This is a genomic window from Aminobacter sp. J44, from assembly GCF_007829415.1.
GTDB lineage: Bacteria > Pseudomonadota > Alphaproteobacteria > Rhizobiales > Rhizobiaceae > Aerobium.
In genome coordinates, this window is the sequence record NZ_VLJG01000007.1 from 63,605 (window position 1) to 81,128 (window position 17,524).

Genomic DNA, 17,524 nt, shown 5'->3' on the forward strand with positions numbered 1-17,524 from the left:
AATCGGCAAGCTGTCAGGGATGAAGCGGTCGCGTAAGCCCCGCAAGCGCAGCTGGATTCGCCGGCTCCTGCTGATCCTGATCGTGATCGGTGCAATTCCGGTGGCGCTCACCATCTTCTACCTGCCGCCTTTCATCCATCCGGTCTCGACACTGATGGCGAAGGATCTGGTGACACTGCGCGGCTTCACCCGCGAGTGGAAGCCGCTCAGCGAGATCAGCCCGCGCCTCGTCAATTCGGTCATGATGTCGGAGGACGGGCAGTTCTGCGCGCATCACGGCATCGATCTCGGCGAGTTCAGGGCCGTGCTGCAGGATTTCATGGAGGGCGAGCCGTCGCGCGGCGGTTCGACCATCACCATGCAGACGGCCAAGAACCTCTATCTCTGGCACGGCCGCTCCTATGTGCGAAAGGCGATCGAGCTGCCTTATGCGGTCTTCCTCGACGCCATCATGCCGAAGCGGCGGATCATGGAGATCTATCTCAACATCGTCGAATGGGGCCCAGGCATCTATGGCGCGGAAGCAGCCGCGCAGCACCATTTCGGCAAGTCGGCAAGCAATTTGACGGCGCGCGAGGCAGCACTGCTGGCGGTGACCCTGCCGAACCCGATCGCCCGCACGCCCGGCAAGCCGACCGCGGCGCTCAACCGTCTCGCATCGCGCATCGAACGGCGTGCGCGGCAGGCCGGCGGCTACAACCACTGCGTCCGATAGCTGCGGATCGCAAAAATTTGCGACGTGGTCTGGTCAAATGCGCGTCAGCGGTGTATAGGCACGCGACTTTCCTGGTCATCGGCCGAACTGCGGGCCCTTCAACGAGGGTGGCTAAGGCATGTTGACCGAAAACCGGAGCAGGATCCATGGCCGTACCTAAAAGAAAGACCTCGCCGTCGAAGCGCGGCATGCGCCGCTCAGCCGACGCGCTGAAGGCACCGACCTACGTCGAGGACAAGAATTCGGGCGAGCTTCGCCGTCCGCACCACATCGACCTGAAGACCGGCATGTACCGCGGTCGCCAGGTTCTGGAGCCGAAGGAAAGCTAAGGCTATCCGCGGACATTCCGTATTGAGGAGAAGGCCGGCGCTTGCGTCGGCTTTTTCTTTGCGTGCATGATCGCGGCCCTTTGACCGAGCCTGACTGCTGGAGACCCGAATGCTGTTTCAAATCCCCCTGATGATCGTCCCGTTCATTGTCTACAATCTGGGACTCATCGGCGTGTTCGGCGACATTCCGGATCCCTGGAAGTCAGAAGTCTTTTCGCTCGGCATGCTGTCAGGCGGGGTCTGGTCGATGACGCTGGCCGACATGCTAGTGCTGCTGGCGCTGCTCTTGCTGTTCGTCGAGATCGTGAAGGCGACGCGTACCTCAAACGCCTCGGTGCTGGATCACCTCCTGTCGACCTTCGTGTTCATCGCCTTCCTGGTCGAGTTCCTGCTGGTGCAACGCGCGACGTCGTCGCTGTTCTTCATCCTGATGACGATCGCCTTCGTTGACGTGCTGGCGGGCTTCGTCGTCTCGTTGCGCGCCTCCTCACGCGACATCAATCTCCGCTAGTCAGAAAAAGAAAGAGCCCGGAACCCGGGCTCTTCTTGTGTCTGCTCGCGGCAGGATCAGGCGTTGTCGCTGACGAAGCCGGCTGCCTCGATGCCGACCTTGGCGACGAGCTCGTCATTGTCGGATGTGTCGCCCGACACGCCGACCGCGCCGACAAAATCGCCGTCCTTCGTCTTGATGGCTACGCCACCTGGCACCGGGATCATGTTGCCGCCCGTCAGCGCGACAAAGGCGTTGACGAAGTGCGGGCGCTCGATCGCCGCCTGGTTGAGCTTGCGGGTATCGGCACCGGTTGCGGCTGCCCCGAACGCCTTGCCGCGGGCAATTTCAATTCGCATGAAGGGCGAACCGTCCTGGCGCTGCGCCGAGATGGTGTGGCCACCGGCGTCGACGACGACGACGCAGAGCGGATTGAGCTTGAGCTCGGCAGCCTTCGCCAGGGTTGCCTCGATGATGGTGTTGGCCTGAGCCAGCGAAATTTGCGTCATGCGGGTGATCCTCCTCATTCCATCGCGGCTCTGACTTAAGGGAACATTGCCGCTTTGGTAATGGGCTGCGTGGATGCGGACGCGCAAAAGGCCGCGCCATTCACAGGTTGCGAACAGGGGATTGAGGCTTCGGTCGGATCAGCTGCTCAGCTGGTCGAGCTTGCGCTGCATCGCAGCGATCTGCTCCTTGAGCTCCTGCAGGTCGTCCTTCTGGCTGGACTCGGAGCGCGGTGCCGGCTCCTCGCGCTGCGGGGGCTGCGGCGGGAACGGCGTGAACATACGCATCGCGTTCTGGAACAGCTCGATGTTGCGGCGGGTCTGCTCCTCGATCGCCTTCATCGGCATCGCGGCTTGCATCATCTCCATCGGCGTCTTGCCGATCGCTTCCTTCATCTGCTCGCGGAAGCGCTCCTGCTCCTTGGCAAAGGCGATCATCGATTGCTCAAGGAAGCTCGGTACGACCATCTGCATCTGGTCGCCATAGAAGGAAATCAGCTGCCGCAGGAACGAGATAGGCAGCATGTTCTGCCCTTCCTTGTTCTCCAGCTCGAAGATGATTTGCGTCAGCACCGGGTGGGTGATGTCCTCGCCCGTCTTGGCGTCCTGCACGGTGAACTCCTCGCCGCGCTTCACCATCTGGGCCAGGTCTTCCAGCGTCACATAGGTACTTGTCCCTGTGTTGTAGAGCCGTCGGTTGGCGTATTTCTTGATGACCACAGGGTCCTGTTTTGCTGGCATTCGTGACCTCCCGGTTGGGATGCTGCGTAAGCGGGCAATTACCCTCGGCCTCTCCCCCGACGCCGAAGCCTGAGGATATGCCCAAACGGCAGATGATGGGAAGGGGTTTGGTGCAGTGCAGTGAAACTATACCGCTTTGCACTTTGGGGTTTGACTCGCTCGCGCGAAAGGGGACAACATCGCCTCAAGCACCCCAACTCCCAAAGCTTCACAGCGAGGAAACCCGATGTCCGAAATTGTTGTCGCGAGTGCCGCTCGCACTCCCGTTGGCTCCTTCAATGGAGCGTTCGCCGATACGCCGGCCCATGTGCTTGGTGCGACGGCCATCAAGGAGGCGCTGGCTCGCGCGGGCGTCGCCGGCGAGGAAGTCGACGAGGTCATCATGGGCCAGATCCTGACCGCTGGTCAGGGCCAGAACCCGGCACGCCAGGCGGCGATGGGCGCCGGCATCCCGCAGGAAGCGACCGCATGGGGCCTCAACCAGCTGTGCGGCTCGGGCCTGCGCGCGATTGCGGTGGGCATGCAGCAGATCCTGACCGGTGACGCGAAGATCATCGTCGCCGGCGGTCAGGAATCGATGTCGCTCGCGCCGCACTGCCAGCACCTGCGCGCCGGCACGAAGATGGGCGACCTCAAGTTCATCGACACAATGATCAAGGACGGCCTGACCGACGCCTTCTTCGGCTACCACATGGGCAACACGGCGGAGAACGTCGCCCGCAAGTGGCAGCTGACCCGCGACGAGCAGGATGCCTTTGCGGTTGCTTCGCAAAATAAGGCCGAGGCCGCTCAGAAAGCCGGCCGCTTCAAGGACGAGATCGTTCCGGTGACGGTGAAGACCCGCAAAGGCGAGGTGATCGTCGACCAGGACGAGTACATCCGCCACGGCACCACGCTCGAGGCGGTGCAGAAGCTGCGCCCGGCCTTCGACAAGGAAGGCACCGTCACCGCGGGTAACGCGTCGGGCATCAATGACGGCGCCGGCGCGGTCGTCCTGATGACCGAGGAAGAGGCCGTACGCCGCGACATCACCCCTCTGGTCCGCATCGTCTCCTGGGCGACCGCCGGCGTTGATCCGCAGGTGATGGGCACCGGTCCGATCCCCGCTTCGCGCAAGGCGCTGGAGAAGGCCGGCTGGTCGGTCGACGATCTCGATCTCGTCGAGGCCAATGAGGCCTTTGCCGCGCAGGCTTGCGCGGTCAACAAGGAATTGGGCTGGAACCCCGACATCGTGAACGTCAATGGCGGCGCAATCGCGATTGGTCACCCGATCGGTGCATCGGGCGCACGCATCTTCAACACGCTGGTGTACGAGATGAAGCGTCGCTCGGCGAAGAAGGGCTTGGCCACCCTCTGCATCGGCGGCGGCATGGGCGTCGCCATGTGCGTTGAGGCGATGAACTAGTTTTCCTGATCACCAATTTGAGGCAGATACGCGCGGCCGGACGCCAGGGGCAGACAGAACAAGGGGAACCTCCTGTCGGCCCGTCCGTGCGATCAGAGAAGGGGGGACAGCCCTTATGACAAGAACTGCACTCGTGACCGGCGGGTCGCGCGGTATTGGCGCTGCAATCTGCGTGGCGCTGAAGAACGCCGGATACAAGGTTGCCGCTAACTACGCCGGCAACGACGAGGCCGCGCGCAAGTTCAACGAGGAGACGGGCATCCCTGTCTACAAGTGGTCGGTTGCCGACTACGAGGCCTGTGCGGAAGGCGTGAAGCAGGTCGAGGCCGACCTTGGGCCAGTAGACGTGCTGGTAAACAACGCTGGCATTACCCGCGATGCCATGTTCCACAAGCTGACGCCGCAGCAATGGCGCGAAGTGGTCGACACCAACCTCAACGGCATCTTCAACATGAGCCACCAGGTGTGGCCGGGGATGCGCGAGCGCAAGTTCGGACGCATCATCACGATCTCGTCGATCAATGGCCAGAAGGGCCAGGTCGGCCAGGCGAACTATGCCGCCGCCAAGGCAGGCGAGATCGGCTTCACCAAGGCGCTGGCGCTGGAAGGCGCGCGCTTCGGCGTCACCGTCAACGTGATCTGCCCGGGCTACATCGCGACCGAGATGGTGATGGCGGTGCCGGAGAAGGTGCGGGAGTCGATCATTGCCCAGATACCCGTCGGCCGTCTCGGCGAGCCTGAAGAGGTCGCGCGCTCGGTGCTGTTCCTCGCCTCCGACGAGGCGGGCTTCATCACCGGCTCGACGCTGTCGGCGAATGGCGGGCAGTACATGGCCTGAGCTTGAGGCTGAGAGCGGAAACGGAACGGCCCCTTTTCGGGGCCGTCAGACTGCTGACAAAGTTCCGCGAGCCTTCAAATCAGGCTTGTTGATTCCGATCCGTTCTCACTTTGAATCTGAGACGTTCCGTGAATCTCGGGCTCCGGAAAGGTGCGTCGAGGGTTTGTCAACAAACTGACGGCCCCTTTTCGGGGCCGTTTTTATCGGTGCGTCACTATTCGTCGGTAAGCAGCGCCTTGTAGACGACACCCGCAATCGCAGCGCCGACGATTGGCGCGACCCAGAACAGCCAGAGCTGAGCGAGCGCTGGCCCCTCGGCAAAGAGGGCGACGCCGGTGGAGCGCGCCGGATTGACCGAGGTGTTGGTCACCGGGATCGAGATCAGGTGTATCAGGGTCAGCGCAAGGCCGATTGCGATTGGTGCAAAACCGGCCGGGACGCGCCCGCTGGTCGAACCCAGAATGATCAGCAGGAAGAAGAAGGTCAGCAATACTTCAGTAATCAGCGCCGAAGTCATCGAATAGCCGCCGGGCGACGCCTCGCCATAGCCGTTCGAGGCGAAGCCGCCGACCGAAGTGAAATCGGCCTTGCCACTGACGATCAGGTAGAGCGCTGCGCCAGCAAGTACCGCACCCACCAATTGCGCGATGACATATGGAATGAGGTCTTTACCGTCGAAGCGGCCGGCGACCAGCAGGCCAACGGATACCGCCGGGTTGAAGTGGCCGCCCGAGATGCCACCCGCTGCATAAGCCATCGTGAGGACGGTCAGTCCGAAGGCGAGCGCTACGCCTGAGAAACCGATACCAAGTTCCGGAAAAGCCGCGGCGAAAATCGCGGAGCCGCAACCACCAAACACCAGCCAGAAAGTGCCGAAGAACTCGGCCACAAGGCGCCTTGTCATGAAAATCCCTCCTAAGACGCACGAGCCCCCACGCTGGAAGATGTGCGCCCAAGCTTCGGCGGTTGACAATCCGACTGGTTGCAGTCGGCGAGCCACTGCAGGGAAAACTTGCGGGAATTTCCGCTCAACTGGCGGAAATTGTTAACGCGAGCGCGAAAAAGTCTGTGCGATTCGCTGTGCGTAACCTGTGGATTAGTTGTGGGGAGGTTGGGGATAATACCAGATGTTGTGGAGAACAAACCGGGAAACTGGGCGCGGCAGTGATTCGTCGCTGATTCGTTCCGGCTTTGGCCTGAATGTTAACAGGGATGAGCGGTGCGGCCGCAACAGGTAAATTTCACGTAAATGAAACCCTAATGAATTCTTAAAGTTGAAGGGCGGAGGGGAAGGCCTTGTTGGTGCCTGCAAAGGGCGAAGGTTGGCGTCGTTAACGATTCCAGCCGCTCCCTGCGGTTGTTCCCTGCGCGGTCGCACGAATGCGCATGCATATGGTGGTTAATATCGCCAAGGATCTACATATAGCGGTGAACGCAACGGGAACGACGCCGAGTCAGCGATTCGTCGCTGATTCGTTCCAGACTCGTTCCGTTGATTAACAGCGGTAGTTTCCGCCGCCCTTTTTGCTACAAAACACTGCGGTATCTTCCGCTTGTGGGGTGGGGTGTGCTAACGGAGGCATCCGCCGCGCCGAGGAGAGCGAACCCCGCATTATGAGCCTCCAGAAAAGACACGACGCTCCGCTCGTCCTATCCGGCCGGGACGTGACCGCCGTGCTCGGTCCGACCAACACCGGCAAGACGCATCTGGCTATCGAGCGCATGGTGGCGCATTCGAGCGGCATCATCGGCCTGCCGCTGCGCCTGCTCGCGCGCGAGGTCTATACCCGGGTTGTCGAAAAGGTGGGTGCCGCCAACGTCGCCCTCATCACCGGCGAGGAAAAGATCGTCCCGCAGGGTGCGCGCTATTCGGTCTGCACCGTGGAGGCGATGCCGCGCGAGGCGGACGTCGCTTTCGTCGCGATCGACGAGGTGCAGCTCGCCGCCGACTTTGAGCGCGGCCACATCTTCACCGACCGCCTGCTGCATTTGCGTGGGCGCGAGGAGACTCTGCTGCTTGGTGCCGCCACCATGCGCGGCATTCTCGAAATGCTCCTGCGCGGTATTTCGGTCATCACCCGCCCGCGCATGTCGCACCTTGCCTATGCGGGGCAGAAGAAGCTCACCCGCCTGCCTCGCCGCTCGGCCATCGTGGCCTTCTCGGCTGACGAGGTCTACGGCATCGCCGAGCTGGTACGCCGTCAGCGCGGTGGCGCGGCGGTGGTGCTGGGCGCGCTGAGCCCGCGCACCCGCAATGCGCAGGTCGAGCTCTACCAGTCCGGCGACGTCGACTATCTGGTCGCGACCGACGCGATCGGCATGGGTCTCAATCTCGACCTCGACCATGTCGCCTTTGCCCAGAACCGCAAGTTCGACGGCCACCAGTACCGCGAGCTGACGGCAGCCGAGATCGGCCAGATTGCTGGCCGCGCCGGCCGTCACGTTCGCGACGGCACCTTTGGCGTCACCGGCCAGGTCGATCCGTTCCCGGATGAGCTCGTCGAGCGGATCGAGTCGCACACCTTCGATCCGGTGAAGGTGTTGCAGTGGCGCTCGGCAGCGTTCGATTTCTCAAGTCTTGATGCGCTTCGCCGCTCGATCGACGTGACGCCGCCGGTCGAAGGGCTGACGCGCGCGCTTCCGGCTGTTGACCAGCGGGCGCTCGAGCATCTGGCGCAGGATGAGGCCGTCCGCCGCCTTGCCACGACGCCCAAGCGGGTCGAACTTCTTTGGGAAGCATGCGCTCTGCCCGACTACCGGCGTATTGCTCCGGCACAACATGCCGACATAATTGGCAGTATCTATTTTGATCTGGCCCGGAAAGGCCATGTCGATGAAGATTACATGGCCGAACAGGTGCGACGGGCCGATACGACAGAAGGCGATATCGACACGCTGTCGCACCGGATTGCGCAGATTCGTACCTGGACCTTCGTTTCACACCGCCCTGGCTGGCTTGCCGATCCGGCACACTGGCAAGAAAAAACACGCGAGATAGAGGACAGGTTGTCCGATGCGCTTCACGAGCGATTGACGAAACGCTTTGTAGATCGCAGGACTTCCGTGCTCATGAGGCGCCTGAGAGAAAATGCAATGCTTGAAGCTGAAATAAATCCGTCCGGCGACGTTACTGTCGAGGGGCATCATGTTGGCTCCCTTCAGGGCTTCCGTTTTACGGTTGACCAGACAGCGGCGGGCGAAGACGCAAAGGCGATGAAGGCGGCTGCGCAGAAGGCGCTGGCTGCCGAGTTCGAGGCGCGTGCCGAACGGTTCGCCAACGCCCCGAATGGCGACTTCGCGCTTGCTTCGGACGGGCTGCTGCGCTGGATCGGTGCTCCGATCGCGACTCTGGTTGCTGGCGATGATCCGCTTGCACCGCGCGTAATCCTGCTCGCCGACGAGCAGCTGACGGGCCCGGCTCGCGAAAAGGTCGTGGCGCGTGCCGAGCGCTTCGTGCGCTTCCAGATCGAGACGCTGCTCAAGCCGCTGTTCGACCTCAAGGCTGCCGACCAGCTGACGGGCATTGCGCGCGGCATCGCGTTCCGCCTCGTCGAGAATTTCGGCCTGATCAATCGCCGCGAGATCTCTAACGACGTCAAGTCGCTCGATCAGGAAGCTCGCGCGGCGCTGCGCCGCCTCGGCGTGCGCTTCGGCGCTTTCCACATCTTCACCCCGGCGCTGATCAAGCCGGCTCCGGCGGGTCTGCTGACGCTGCTCTGGGCACTGGTCAATGACGGCAAGGAAAAGCCGGGCTTCGGCGACGTCGTCACCGCCCTTGCCTCTGGCCGCACCTCGATCGTGGTCGATCCGTCCTTCGAGCCGATGTTCTATAGCCTTGCCGGCTACCGCGTCCTTGGCCGCCGTGCGGTGCGCGTCGACATCCTCGAGCGCCTTGCCGACCTGATCCGCCCGGCGCTTGCCTGGCGTGCCGGCTCCGGCCAGCGTCCGGACGGCGCCTTCGACGGGGCGTCGTTCTACGTAACGCCCGCGATGATGTCGATTCTCGGCGCCACTTCCGAGGACATGGAAGAGACGCTGAAGGGCCTCGGCTATCGCGCTGAAGCGAAGCCCGCAGCGGAAGTCGCTGCGAAGCTTGCGGAGCTTGACGCTGCTGCCGAGGCCAAGGCTGCTGCCGAGCAGCCGGCTGAGGCACCTGCTGAAGCCGCCGTCGAGGTTGAGGCTGGCGAAGCGCCCGCTGCAGACGCAACTGCTGACGATGCCGCTCCGGAAGCCGCAAGCGAGGCGCAGGAAGCTGCTCCTGAGGCTCCCGCCGCCGAGGCCGCACCGGTTGAGGCCGCTGCGGAGGGAGCTCCTGCTGCCGAAGCTGCTGCTGCAGAGCCTGCCGAAGAGCCGAAGCCGATCCTGCTGTGGCGTCCGGCCCGCTTCGAGGGCCGCCAGCAGCGCCAGAACCGCAACCAGCACGGTCGCGGCCAGCGCCGCGACGGCGAGCGCCAGGAAGGCGGCGAGGGCAGGGGCGAGCGCCCGGCTCGCGGCAAGTTCCAGGGCAAGCCTGGCGAGCAGCGTGGTGAGGGCAAGCAGCAGCGCCGCGAAGGCGGCCGTGGGGACCGCCGCGAGGGCGGTAAGCCGCAGTTAGCCGACAAGCAGGCACGTCCGCAGAAGCCGCGCGAGGAGCGCCCGGTCAAGCTCGATCCGGATTCTCCGTTCGCCAAGCTCGCGGCCCTGCGCGAGCAGCTGACCAAGAAGTAGATGAACGGCGTCGAGCGGCAACGCATCGACAAGTGGCTGTTCTTCGCGCGCGCGGTAAAATCCCGCTCGCTAGCAGCAAAACTGGTTCAGGCGGGGTATGTCCGCCTGAACCGCGAAAAGATCGACCAGGCCGCGCAACTGGTGAAGACCGGCGACGTGCTGACGATGAAGCTGGAACGCGGCGTGGTCGTCTGGCGGGTGCTTTTGCCCGGCAAGCGGCGCGGCCCAGCCGAAGAAGCGCGTACCCTCTACGAAGACCTGACGACGCGCGAGGAACCACCAGCCTGAGGGGCGATGCGCAAATGCATTCCTGCATTGCGCACTTGCGCGGATTGGTCACCCTTGCGCACATCCGGCGAAGGGTTTACCTCACCGCCGGACCCTAGCAGACTGAAAGCCGGGCGGAGCCACTCATGACCTATGTCGTCACAGACAACTGCATCCGATGCAAATACACCGACTGTGTGGAAGTATGCCCGGTCGATTGCTTCTATGAAGGCGAGAACATGCTCGTCATTCATCCGGACGAGTGCATCGATTGCGGCGTTTGCGAACCGGAGTGCCCTGCAGACGCTATCAAGCCGGATACCGAGCCCGGCCTCGACAAGTGGCTGCAGATTAATGCCGAATATGCGGCAAAATGGCCCAACATCACGGCGAAGAAGGACGAGCTTCCGGAAGCCAAGGAATTTGACGGCGTGCCGGACAAGTTCGACCAGTACTTCTCGTCCGAGCCCGGCTCAGGTGACTGAAATACGTGGATTTTTGGGGCTTCCTTACGCAAGGTAAGGTTGTGCCATCCGACCTGCGATTGATTCGCCCTATAGCGCGAAATGCGGCAACGCAAGTTCGCGCATGCGGCAAATTGTTGAATCTCGCGACTTTTTATGTTACATATCTAGCAACATGCCGATGACAAATTGTCGATTCATGGCGCTAGCGCTTTAATCTCGAAAGGCTGCAACTCATCCGAACCAGGGCGACCTGGGTCGGGCCGGTTCTTTGACCTTGCCCGACACAAAGGCTTCCTTCGGATGACGCGGCCTTTTTGTCATGCGTGGCAGTTGGCTGGCCGGCTTGTCGGCCGCGAATCCACGCGCTCTCGATAGCGCGTGATAAAGAAGGAGTACAGGGCGTATGGCAACCCAGCAGAAGAAAACCGCGACTAAGCACGGCTTCAAGACCGGGGAATTCATCGTATACCCGGCTCACGGCGTCGGTCAGATCACTGCCATCGAAGAGCAGGAAGTCGCGGGACACAAGCTGGAACTCTTCGTCATCGACTTTCAGAAGGACAAGATGCGCTTGAAGGTGCCGGTGGCCAAGGCCGCCACGATCGGCATGCGCAAGCTCTCCGAGACCGACTACGTCGACCGCGCGCTCAAGGTTGTTCAGGGACGTGCCCGCGTGAAGCGCACCATGTGGTCGCGCCGCGCCCAAGAGTATGACGCGAAGATCAATTCGGGCGACCTCATCTCGATCTCCGAGGTTGTCCGCGACCTGTACCGCGCCGAAAACCAGCCCGAGCAGTCCTATTCCGAACGCCAGCTCTACGAGGCTGCCCTTGACCGCATGGCGCGCGAGATCGCTGCCGTGAACAAGATGTCGGACACCGAGGCTATCCGCCTGATCGAGCTCAATCTCGCCAAGGGCCCGCGCCGCGGCGCGAAGGCGGACAACGAGGAGTCCGAGCAGGAAGAAGCCGCATAAGCTTTCCAAAGCTTCAAGTACTTCCAAAAGACCCGGTCGCTCACGGCCGGGTCTTTTCTTTTGCTCCTGCTGCGCCACCTTTGGAACTTATGGACCGGGATCTGCGTATTTACTGACGCAGCATCCGGCCACCCCTCATGCTGCACTGGCCGATCTCCCGATCGGTCCCATTTCCTGTGCGCGAGCTTTCCCCCCGCTCGCCCGCGACGAATGGAGCGCGACATGGACGATTCCGCACGCCGCAGCATGGTTCGCGAGGCCATGAAGGCCCCCTATCTCGAACGCGAGCAGGAACACGAGCTGGCCCTGCGCTGGCGCCAGGGTGACCAGAACGCCATGCATCAGATCGCCACCGCGCACATGCGGCTGGTCATCTCCATGGCTGGGAAGTTCCGCCACTTCGGGCTACCGACTGCAGACCTGATCCAAGAAGGCCATGTCGGCCTCCTGGAGGCAGCCTCCCGATTCGAACCAGACCGGCAGGTCCGCTTCTCGACCTACGCCACCTGGTGGATCCGTGCCTCGATGCAGGACTTCATCCTGCGCAACTGGTCGATCGTGCGCGGCGGCACATCATCGGCGCAGAAGGCGCTCTTCTTCAATCTCCGACGCCTGCGGGCTCGGCTCGCGCAGGACAATCGCGAGCTGACCGGCGAGGCGCTTTATCGCGAACTCGCAGAAGCGCTCGGTGTGCCGGTGAGCGACGTCGAGACGATGGACGCGCGGCTGTCTGGCTCCGACACCTCGCTGAATGTGCAGGTGGGTTCGGAAGGTGAGGGCACGGCAGAGCGCCAGGATTTTCTGGTCTGCGATAAGCCGCTACCGGATGAGGTTGTTGGCGATACGATCGACACCGAGCGACGGCTCCAGTGGCTGCAGCGGGCGCTGAAGACGCTCAACCCGCGCGAGTTGCAGATCATCCGCGAACGCCGGCTGCGTGACGAAGGAGCTACACTCGAGTCGCTCGGCACGACGCTTGGGATTTCCAAGGAGCGTGTGCGGCAGATTGAGGGTCGCGCCATCGAAAAGTTGCGGTTTGCCCTGAGCCACAACGAGCCGCGCAACCGCAACGCTGCCTAGGCAGCGCTTCGCTACCTGTCCGTGATGATCTTCACCTTGCCGCCGGCTGAAACGGTGGCGCTTTCGCTCATCCCGTTGATCAGGCGGAACATGTCGATCTTGCGATCGACGCCTTCCATGCGAGCCGCGAGCGTTGCCACCGTATCGCCCGGGCGGACCGTCACGATCCTCACCCGCAGCGGGTTGAGCGACTGGCGCTCGGCGGCGCTGAGTACGCGGAAGCTGTTGCTGACGGCGCTTGCCGTTGACTCCAGCCGGGTGCTGGCGGCCGGGGCAGCCGTCAGGAGGCGGTAGACCTCGCCCTCGGCTCGGATCACTGTCACGTCGAACTGCCAGCCCTCGGCGCGCGCGCGGGCGGAGACGGCTTCGTTGCCGTTGATCGAGCGCTTGCGGATACTGCTTGGATCGAGCCCTGCAACCCAGCCGGACTGGATGTAATCGGTAAGCGGCACGCGCCGGTCGATCGACACGCCGTCGAAGCGGATGGCGATGTCGCCGGGGCCGGCCGCCGTTACCGCTGCCGCCGAATTGTCGATGACGAAGCCTTCTGGTACCGAGAATGAGATGCCCAGTTTCGGATGCAGGAAGGTGCGGCCGCGCACGAACCCTTCCTGCGGCGTGTCGCCGAAGAGCATGCCGTCGATGCCGGCAAGGAAGGAGTCGCGGTCGCGGTTGCCGGTTCCGGGCGGCGCATACTGGCGAGCATGGCGAAGCGCCAGTTCAATGCGCTGCGGCGCGGTCGGGTGACTTGCAAGGAAGTCGAGACCCTGGTCCTCCTGGCCGGTTACGCTGCGCGAGGCGCTATAAGCGGCCATGGACTGCAGGAAGCGGGCTGCGGCGAACGGATCGTAACCGGCGCGAGCGATGGAGCGGATGCCAACGGCGTCGGCCTCGAGTTCCTGATTGCGCGAGAATTGGGCAAGGCGCAGCTTGCCGCGCACCAGCGCCACGCGTGCAGCCGGGTCACCGCCAAGCACTTCCGTGGCAACCTTGGTCGCCAGGACCTCCTCGGCCTCACGCTGCTGGCGCTGGACACCGTGATTTGCGGTCACGTGCGCCATCTCGTGCGCAAGCACCGCCGCGAGCTCAGCCGAGTCGTTCGCGAGCGCGAGCAGGCCGCGTGTCACATACAGATAGCCGCCGGGCAGCGCGAAGGCGTTGATGTTCGGCGAGTTGAGAATAGTGATCTGGTAGGTCTGGTTCGGGTTTTCCGGATCGAGCGTCAGCGAACCGACGACGCGCGCGACCATGCGCTCCAGCTTCGGGTCAGAATATTCGCCGCCATAGGTGGCAAGGATGCGCGGATGCTGCTCGCGCGCCAGCGCCGTCAGGCGGTCGCCGCGGGTGACCGTGTCTACCGTGACAGGGTTGGCTGACGGCTTGAAGGCACTTTCGTCGCCGCTCAGAACCTGGCAGCCAGTCATGCTGACGCCAAGCGCAAGCGCAATCAGCCCGCGCCGCACGAGGCGGGCCGGCGACTGCGAGGTCCGGTCCCTCATCGGATCAACCAATGCTGTCGGCAGATTCCAGCCCTTTCCTCTAACCATCATGAAACGAAGCAGATCGCGAAGGGTTGCTCCGTTCGCAAAGCCGATTTCGCAAACGCACACATACCATGTAGTCAGCGAGCAATGCGTGGCAAATATGTCCGCATCCGGGCGAAATGGACGCAGTCAGGCACCAATATAGGCACGGAAAGCGTCAGGTGCAGTGCGCGAGAACATGGTAGTGGTGTCCTCGAATGCCACGATGCTACCCGCCTCGATGAAGGCGATTCGATCGGCAATCAGCTGCGCATCTTCGGGGTGGTGGGTGACCATCAGGATCGTCATCCCATGGTCGAAGTGGAGCTGACGGACGAGCGCCAGCATCTCGCGTCTAAGCGCAGGCCCAAGCGAGGCAAAAGGCTCGTCAAGCAGTAGCACCGGGCGGTCGCGAACCAGCACGCGCGAGAGCGCCACGCGCTGGCGTTCGCCGCCCGAAAGCTCCGACGGCAGACGGCGCTCCTTCCCGGCAAGGCCGGTTTGGGCAAGCGCCCGGGCGATGTCGGCGCGGTCAGCATCGGTCAGGCGCAGGGAGGGCGAGCGGCCGAGGCCGACATTGTCCTCGACAGAAAGGTGCGCAAACAGGTTGTTTTCCTGAAACACCATCGAGACGGGGCGTTCGGCGGGCTCGAGGCCGGTGACATCTCCGCCGTCGATCAGCACCTTGCCAGAGACAGGCTTCTCGAAGCCGGCAATCAGGTTGAGCAGGGTGGTCTTGCCGGATCCGCTCGGTCCCATGATCGCAATCACGGAGGACGCAGGTACCGAAAGGCCGAACTCCATGCGGGTCTCGCCGTAGCTGAAGACGAGATTGTCGAGTTCGATCGATGCGCCACTCATGCGCTTCTCCGTGTGCGGTCGACGAGCATCATCAGCGCGAGGCAGACGATGCCGAGAAAGAGCGCAACGCCGGCGGCATCGGCGGTGCGATAGCTGCCCATGCGCTCGAACAGCAGATAGGGCAGGGTCTTCACCACGTCGCTGCCGAACAGCGCAATGACGCCAAGATCGCCGAGCGACAGCGCCATCGCGAAGGCAAAGGCGGTGAAGGCCGGGCGGCGGATCGACGGCCAGTCGATCAGGCGCAGGCGGTTGATACCGGAAATGCCAAGCGAGGCGCAGAGCCGGTCGTGGCGCTCGGCTGCGCCGTCCCAGGCGGGGCGGATGGCGCGGATGGCAAACGGCATCGCCATCACCGCATTGACCGTCACCACCATTACCGGCGCGACCGAGAAGACGCTGCCGCTGTCAATGAGGAGGATGAACCAGCCAGCACCCACCACGACGGGCGGCACGACAAGGACGAAGCTGGCGCCGGTGTCGAACAGTCGCTCGAGGAAGCTGGGTGAGGCTGTCCGACCGCGGCTGCGCTCCATGGCGCTGCGGGCCATGGTGAGCGACAGCGACAGCAGCAGACTGAGCGCTGCGGCAATGAAGGCAAGGCCAAGGCTGGTGAGCGTGGCGCGATGGACAGCTGGATCGCTCGCCAGCCGGACAAGGTCGGCCTGAACCCCGGAGATGATCGTCGAGACGAAGGGACCTGCGACGAAGGCGAGGGCCACGAGGATGACCAGCGCGTTGAAGAAGGTTTCGGGGCCGCGCGCCATATTGGGGCGCCGACGCGCGACCGGCATGTTGGCGTCGGCAACCATGTCTGCGCCCGCGCGTACCAAAAGGATCACCACGACGACGGTGAGCGCGATCTGCAGCGCGGTCAGCGCCACCGCCCGGGCAGGATCGAAGTCGAAGCGCAACGCCTGATAGATCGCGACCTCCAGCGTCGTCGCGCGCGGACCTCCGCCAAGCGTCAGGACGATGGTGAACGAGGTGATGCAGAGCATGAAGATGAGCCCTGCAACGCCCGGCAGCGCCGCGCGCATCACCGGCCATTCGATCAGGCGGAACGTTGTCCGTGGCCCCATGCCAAGCTGGGCGGCGAGCCGCCACTGATCTGTCGGCACCGTGTCAAGCGCATGCAGCAGAAAGCGGGTGGCGAGCGGCAGGTTGAAGAAGACGTGGGCAACCAGAATGCCGGAAAGGCCGTAGATGCCCTGCCACGGCTCGCCGGTAAGCCAGGCGAGCGCATCGGCGAAGATGCCGGCGCGGCCGAGCAGAGCAAGGATGCCGAGCGATGCTACGATCGCCGGCACTGCCAGCGGCAGCGCAAACAGCCGCAGGATAAAGCTGCGGCCCCAGAAGACTGGGTGGCGTGCAAGAGCGCGGGCGACGAGGATTGCCGGGCAGACCGACAGCAGCGTCGACAGCAGCGCCTGCCACAGCGTGAAGCGGGTGATGCGGAAGAGGTAGGAGTCAAACGCAGAAGCAGCGCCCGACCAGTCGTCGAGCGCCTCGCTGATCAGCCCTGCGAATGCCCCGCCAATCAGCAGCCCGACCGCCGCGAGACCGGCGATGCCGACAAGGACGCGGCTGTCGCGGTAGACTCCCATCCGCGCGCTCAGCGGCTCATGACGTCGAGCCATTCCCGGATCCAGGCATCGCGGTTGGCCGCGATCTCCTCGGGCGAGAAGGCGAGCGTCTTCGCCGGTTTCACCGCGCGGTCGAAAGCCGGGTTGAGCGGGCCGGACGTCTCGCCGGCCGGGAACATCCAGTTGGTCTCGGGGATCGCGTCCTGGAAGCCGGGGCCAGTCATGAATTCAAGGAACTGCTTCGTCAGCGGGTTCTCCGCGCCTTTGGTGGTCGCGGCGGCGACTTCCACCTGCAGGTAATGGCCTTCCTCGAAGGCCATCGCCTTATAGCGGGTCGAGTCTTCGTTGATCTCATGATAGGCGGGCGAGGTAGTGTAGGACAGCACCATCGGCGCCTCGCCGCTGGTGAACAGGCTGTAGGCCTCACTCCAGCCGGGGGTGACGGTCAGGACGCGCAAGCTGAGATTCTCCCAGGCTTCGCTCGCCTTGTCGCCATAGACCGCCTTCACCCACAGGAGCAGGCCAAGGCCCGGCGTCGAGGTGCGCGGGTCCTGGATGACGATCTTCTGTTCCGGATAGCCGTCGACGAGGTCCTTCAGGCTCTTGTAGGGCGTCGAAAACGCCTCCGTGTCCTGGATGATGGCGAAATAGCCGTAGTCGAAGGGGACGAAGGTGTCGTCGCTCCAGCCGCCGGGGACGTCGACCTTGTCGAGCGAGATACCGTGCGGCGCGAACAGGCCGGTTTCCTTCGCCTCATGGGTGAGGTTGGTGTCCAGGCCGAGCACGATGTCGGCGGATGTGCTCTTGCCCTCGAGCTTGACGCGATTGAGCAGGGCCACGCCGTCTGCCACCGCGACGAAGTCGACGGTGCAGTTGCAGATCTCCTCGAAGTTCTTCTTCACGACAGGGCCGGGGCCCCATTCGGCGGTGAGGCTTTCGTAGGTGTAGATGGTGAGCTTGTCCTGCGCCGCGGCCGGAACGGCCACGAGAGCGGTCGAAAGAGCAAGTAGCGAAAGAAACTGTCTGCGCATCG

Annotated in this window: 16 protein-coding genes and 1 pseudogene; 10 read left to right on the forward strand and 7 right to left on the reverse strand. The window is 63.4% G+C overall.

The genetic code is table 11. From position 1 onward, the window contains the following. Positions 1-19: 19 nt before the first annotated feature. From mtgA to L610_RS04040, 3 genes are all read left to right on the forward strand, one after another. Positions 20-715 carry a monofunctional biosynthetic peptidoglycan transglycosylase gene (mtgA, locus tag L610_RS04030; RefSeq protein ID WP_144702731.1) on the forward strand — a complete coding sequence of 232 codons (696 nt, stop codon included), beginning with the start codon at positions 20-22 and terminating at the stop codon, positions 713-715. A gap of 146 nt (positions 716-861) precedes the next feature. Next, positions 862-1,044: a 50S ribosomal protein L32 gene (gene rpmF / locus L610_RS04035; RefSeq protein ID WP_024848972.1), complete on the forward strand. Its 183-nt coding sequence runs from the start codon at positions 862-864 to the stop codon at positions 1,042-1,044. Between the two features lie 109 nt (positions 1,045-1,153). Then, positions 1,154-1,555, forward strand: coding sequence for a hypothetical protein (locus L610_RS04040; protein ID WP_024848973.1), 402 nt, complete (start codon positions 1,154-1,156; stop codon positions 1,553-1,555). Between the two features lie 56 nt (positions 1,556-1,611). On the opposite strand, the gene L610_RS04045 is transcribed toward L610_RS04040, so the two are convergent. Together L610_RS04045 and phaR are read right to left on the reverse strand one after the other, a co-directional pair. Further along, positions 1,612-2,043 (reverse strand): heme-binding protein, encoded by a 432-nt coding sequence (locus L610_RS04045; protein ID WP_024849318.1) that lies wholly within the window; start codon positions 2,041-2,043, stop codon positions 1,612-1,614. Positions 2,044-2,181: 138 nt separating this feature from the next. Then, on the reverse strand, positions 2,182-2,781 hold the full coding sequence (gene phaR / locus L610_RS04050; RefSeq protein WP_024849317.1) for a polyhydroxyalkanoate synthesis repressor PhaR: 600 nt from the start codon (positions 2,779-2,781) through the stop codon (positions 2,182-2,184). A gap of 226 nt (positions 2,782-3,007) precedes the next feature. On the opposite strand from phaR, the gene L610_RS04055 reads away from it, so the two are divergent. Together L610_RS04055 and L610_RS04060 are read left to right on the forward strand one after the other, a co-directional pair. Then, on the forward strand, positions 3,008-4,186 hold the full coding sequence (locus L610_RS04055; protein WP_024849316.1) for an acetyl-CoA C-acetyltransferase: 1,179 nt from the start codon (positions 3,008-3,010) through the stop codon (positions 4,184-4,186). Between the two features lie 115 nt (positions 4,187-4,301). Continuing rightward, the gene (locus L610_RS04060; RefSeq protein WP_024849315.1) at positions 4,302-5,024 is read left to right on the forward strand and encodes a beta-ketoacyl-ACP reductase; all 723 of its coding nucleotides are present in this window, start codon (positions 4,302-4,304) and stop codon (positions 5,022-5,024) included. Between the two features lie 214 nt (positions 5,025-5,238). Here the strand turns inward: L610_RS04060 and aqpZ are convergent, their stop codons facing one another. Next, positions 5,239-5,928 (reverse strand): aquaporin Z, encoded by a 690-nt coding sequence (gene aqpZ / locus L610_RS04065; protein ID WP_024849314.1) that lies wholly within the window; start codon positions 5,926-5,928, stop codon positions 5,239-5,241. A gap of 710 nt (positions 5,929-6,638) precedes the next feature. On the opposite strand from aqpZ, the gene L610_RS04070 reads away from it, so the two are divergent. The 5 genes and pseudogenes from L610_RS04070 to L610_RS04090 all read left to right on the forward strand — a co-directional run bounded on the left by L610_RS04070 (position 6,639) and on the right by L610_RS04090 (position 12,521). Further along, positions 6,639-9,731 carry a helicase-related protein gene (locus tag L610_RS04070; RefSeq protein ID WP_144702673.1) on the forward strand — a complete coding sequence of 1,031 codons (3,093 nt, stop codon included), beginning with the start codon at positions 6,639-6,641 and terminating at the stop codon, positions 9,729-9,731. Further along, positions 9,732-10,016 (forward strand): annotated as a pseudogene (locus L610_RS04075) (RNA-binding S4 domain-containing protein); the annotation flags it as partial. A 128-nt stretch (positions 10,017-10,144) separates the two neighbouring features. Next, positions 10,145-10,483 (forward strand): ferredoxin FdxA, encoded by a 339-nt coding sequence (gene fdxA, locus L610_RS04080; protein ID WP_144702679.1) that lies wholly within the window; start codon positions 10,145-10,147, stop codon positions 10,481-10,483. A gap of 385 nt (positions 10,484-10,868) precedes the next feature. After that, positions 10,869-11,441 carry a CarD family transcriptional regulator gene (locus L610_RS04085; RefSeq protein WP_024849311.1) on the forward strand — a complete coding sequence of 191 codons (573 nt, stop codon included), beginning with the start codon at positions 10,869-10,871 and terminating at the stop codon, positions 11,439-11,441. Positions 11,442-11,663: 222 nt separating this feature from the next. Continuing rightward, positions 11,664-12,521 carry an RNA polymerase factor sigma-32 gene (locus tag L610_RS04090; RefSeq protein WP_144702682.1) on the forward strand — a complete coding sequence of 286 codons (858 nt, stop codon included), beginning with the start codon at positions 11,664-11,666 and terminating at the stop codon, positions 12,519-12,521. A gap of 11 nt (positions 12,522-12,532) precedes the next feature. On the opposite strand, the gene L610_RS04095 is transcribed toward L610_RS04090, so the two are convergent. The 4 genes from L610_RS04095 to thiB form a co-directional block, all read right to left on the reverse strand. Further along, the gene (locus tag L610_RS04095; protein ID WP_144702685.1) at positions 12,533-14,020 is read right to left on the reverse strand and encodes a M48 family metalloprotease; all 1,488 of its coding nucleotides are present in this window, start codon (positions 14,018-14,020) and stop codon (positions 12,533-12,535) included. Positions 14,021-14,194: 174 nt separating this feature from the next. Further along, positions 14,195-14,905: a thiamine ABC transporter ATP-binding protein gene (thiQ, locus tag L610_RS04100; RefSeq protein WP_144702688.1), complete on the reverse strand. Its 711-nt coding sequence runs from the start codon at positions 14,903-14,905 to the stop codon at positions 14,195-14,197. Then, the gene (gene thiP / locus L610_RS04105) at positions 14,902-16,545 is read right to left on the reverse strand and encodes a thiamine/thiamine pyrophosphate ABC transporter permease (protein WP_246658914.1); all 1,644 of its coding nucleotides are present in this window, start codon (positions 16,543-16,545) and stop codon (positions 14,902-14,904) included. Before thiP ends, thiQ begins: the two co-directional genes overlap by 4 nt. After that, on the reverse strand, positions 16,521-17,522 hold the full coding sequence (gene thiB, locus L610_RS04110) for a thiamine ABC transporter substrate binding subunit (protein ID WP_144702691.1): 1,002 nt from the start codon (positions 17,520-17,522) through the stop codon (positions 16,521-16,523). Before thiB ends, thiP begins: the two co-directional genes overlap by 25 nt. Positions 17,523-17,524 lie beyond the last annotated feature (2 nt).

Excerpts from the sequence above, each read along its gene's own strand:
- mtgA (WP_144702731.1), top strand. The coding sequence starts at position 20 with ATGAAGCGGTCGCGTAAGCCCCGCAAGCGCAGCTGGATTCGCCGGCTC.
- rpmF (WP_024848972.1), top strand. The coding sequence starts at position 862 with ATGGCCGTACCTAAAAGAAAGACCTCGCCGTCGAAGCGCGGCATGCGC.
- L610_RS04040 (WP_024848973.1), top strand. The coding sequence starts at position 1,154 with ATGCTGTTTCAAATCCCCCTGATGATCGTCCCGTTCATTGTCTACAAT.
- L610_RS04045 (WP_024849318.1), bottom strand. The coding sequence starts at position 2,043 with ATGACGCAAATTTCGCTGGCTCAGGCCAACACCATCATCGAGGCAACC.
- phaR (WP_024849317.1), bottom strand. The coding sequence starts at position 2,781 with ATGCCAGCAAAACAGGACCCTGTGGTCATCAAGAAATACGCCAACCGA.
- L610_RS04055 (WP_024849316.1), top strand. The coding sequence starts at position 3,008 with ATGTCCGAAATTGTTGTCGCGAGTGCCGCTCGCACTCCCGTTGGCTCC.
- L610_RS04060 (WP_024849315.1), top strand. The coding sequence starts at position 4,302 with ATGACAAGAACTGCACTCGTGACCGGCGGGTCGCGCGGTATTGGCGCT.
- aqpZ (WP_024849314.1), bottom strand. The coding sequence starts at position 5,928 with ATGACAAGGCGCCTTGTGGCCGAGTTCTTCGGCACTTTCTGGCTGGTG.
- L610_RS04070 (WP_144702673.1), top strand. The coding sequence starts at position 6,639 with ATGAGCCTCCAGAAAAGACACGACGCTCCGCTCGTCCTATCCGGCCGG.
- fdxA (WP_144702679.1), top strand. The coding sequence starts at position 10,145 with ATGACCTATGTCGTCACAGACAACTGCATCCGATGCAAATACACCGAC.
- L610_RS04085 (WP_024849311.1), top strand. The coding sequence starts at position 10,869 with ATGGCAACCCAGCAGAAGAAAACCGCGACTAAGCACGGCTTCAAGACC.
- L610_RS04090 (WP_144702682.1), top strand. The coding sequence starts at position 11,664 with ATGGACGATTCCGCACGCCGCAGCATGGTTCGCGAGGCCATGAAGGCC.
- L610_RS04095 (WP_144702685.1), bottom strand. The coding sequence starts at position 14,020 with ATGAGGGACCGGACCTCGCAGTCGCCGGCCCGCCTCGTGCGGCGCGGG.
- thiQ (WP_144702688.1), bottom strand. The coding sequence starts at position 14,905 with ATGAGTGGCGCATCGATCGAACTCGACAATCTCGTCTTCAGCTACGGC.
- thiP (WP_246658914.1), bottom strand. The coding sequence starts at position 16,545 with ATGGCTCGACGTCATGAGCCGCTGAGCGCGCGGATGGGAGTCTACCGC.
- thiB (WP_144702691.1), bottom strand. The coding sequence starts at position 17,522 with ATGCGCAGACAGTTTCTTTCGCTACTTGCTCTTTCGACCGCTCTCGTG.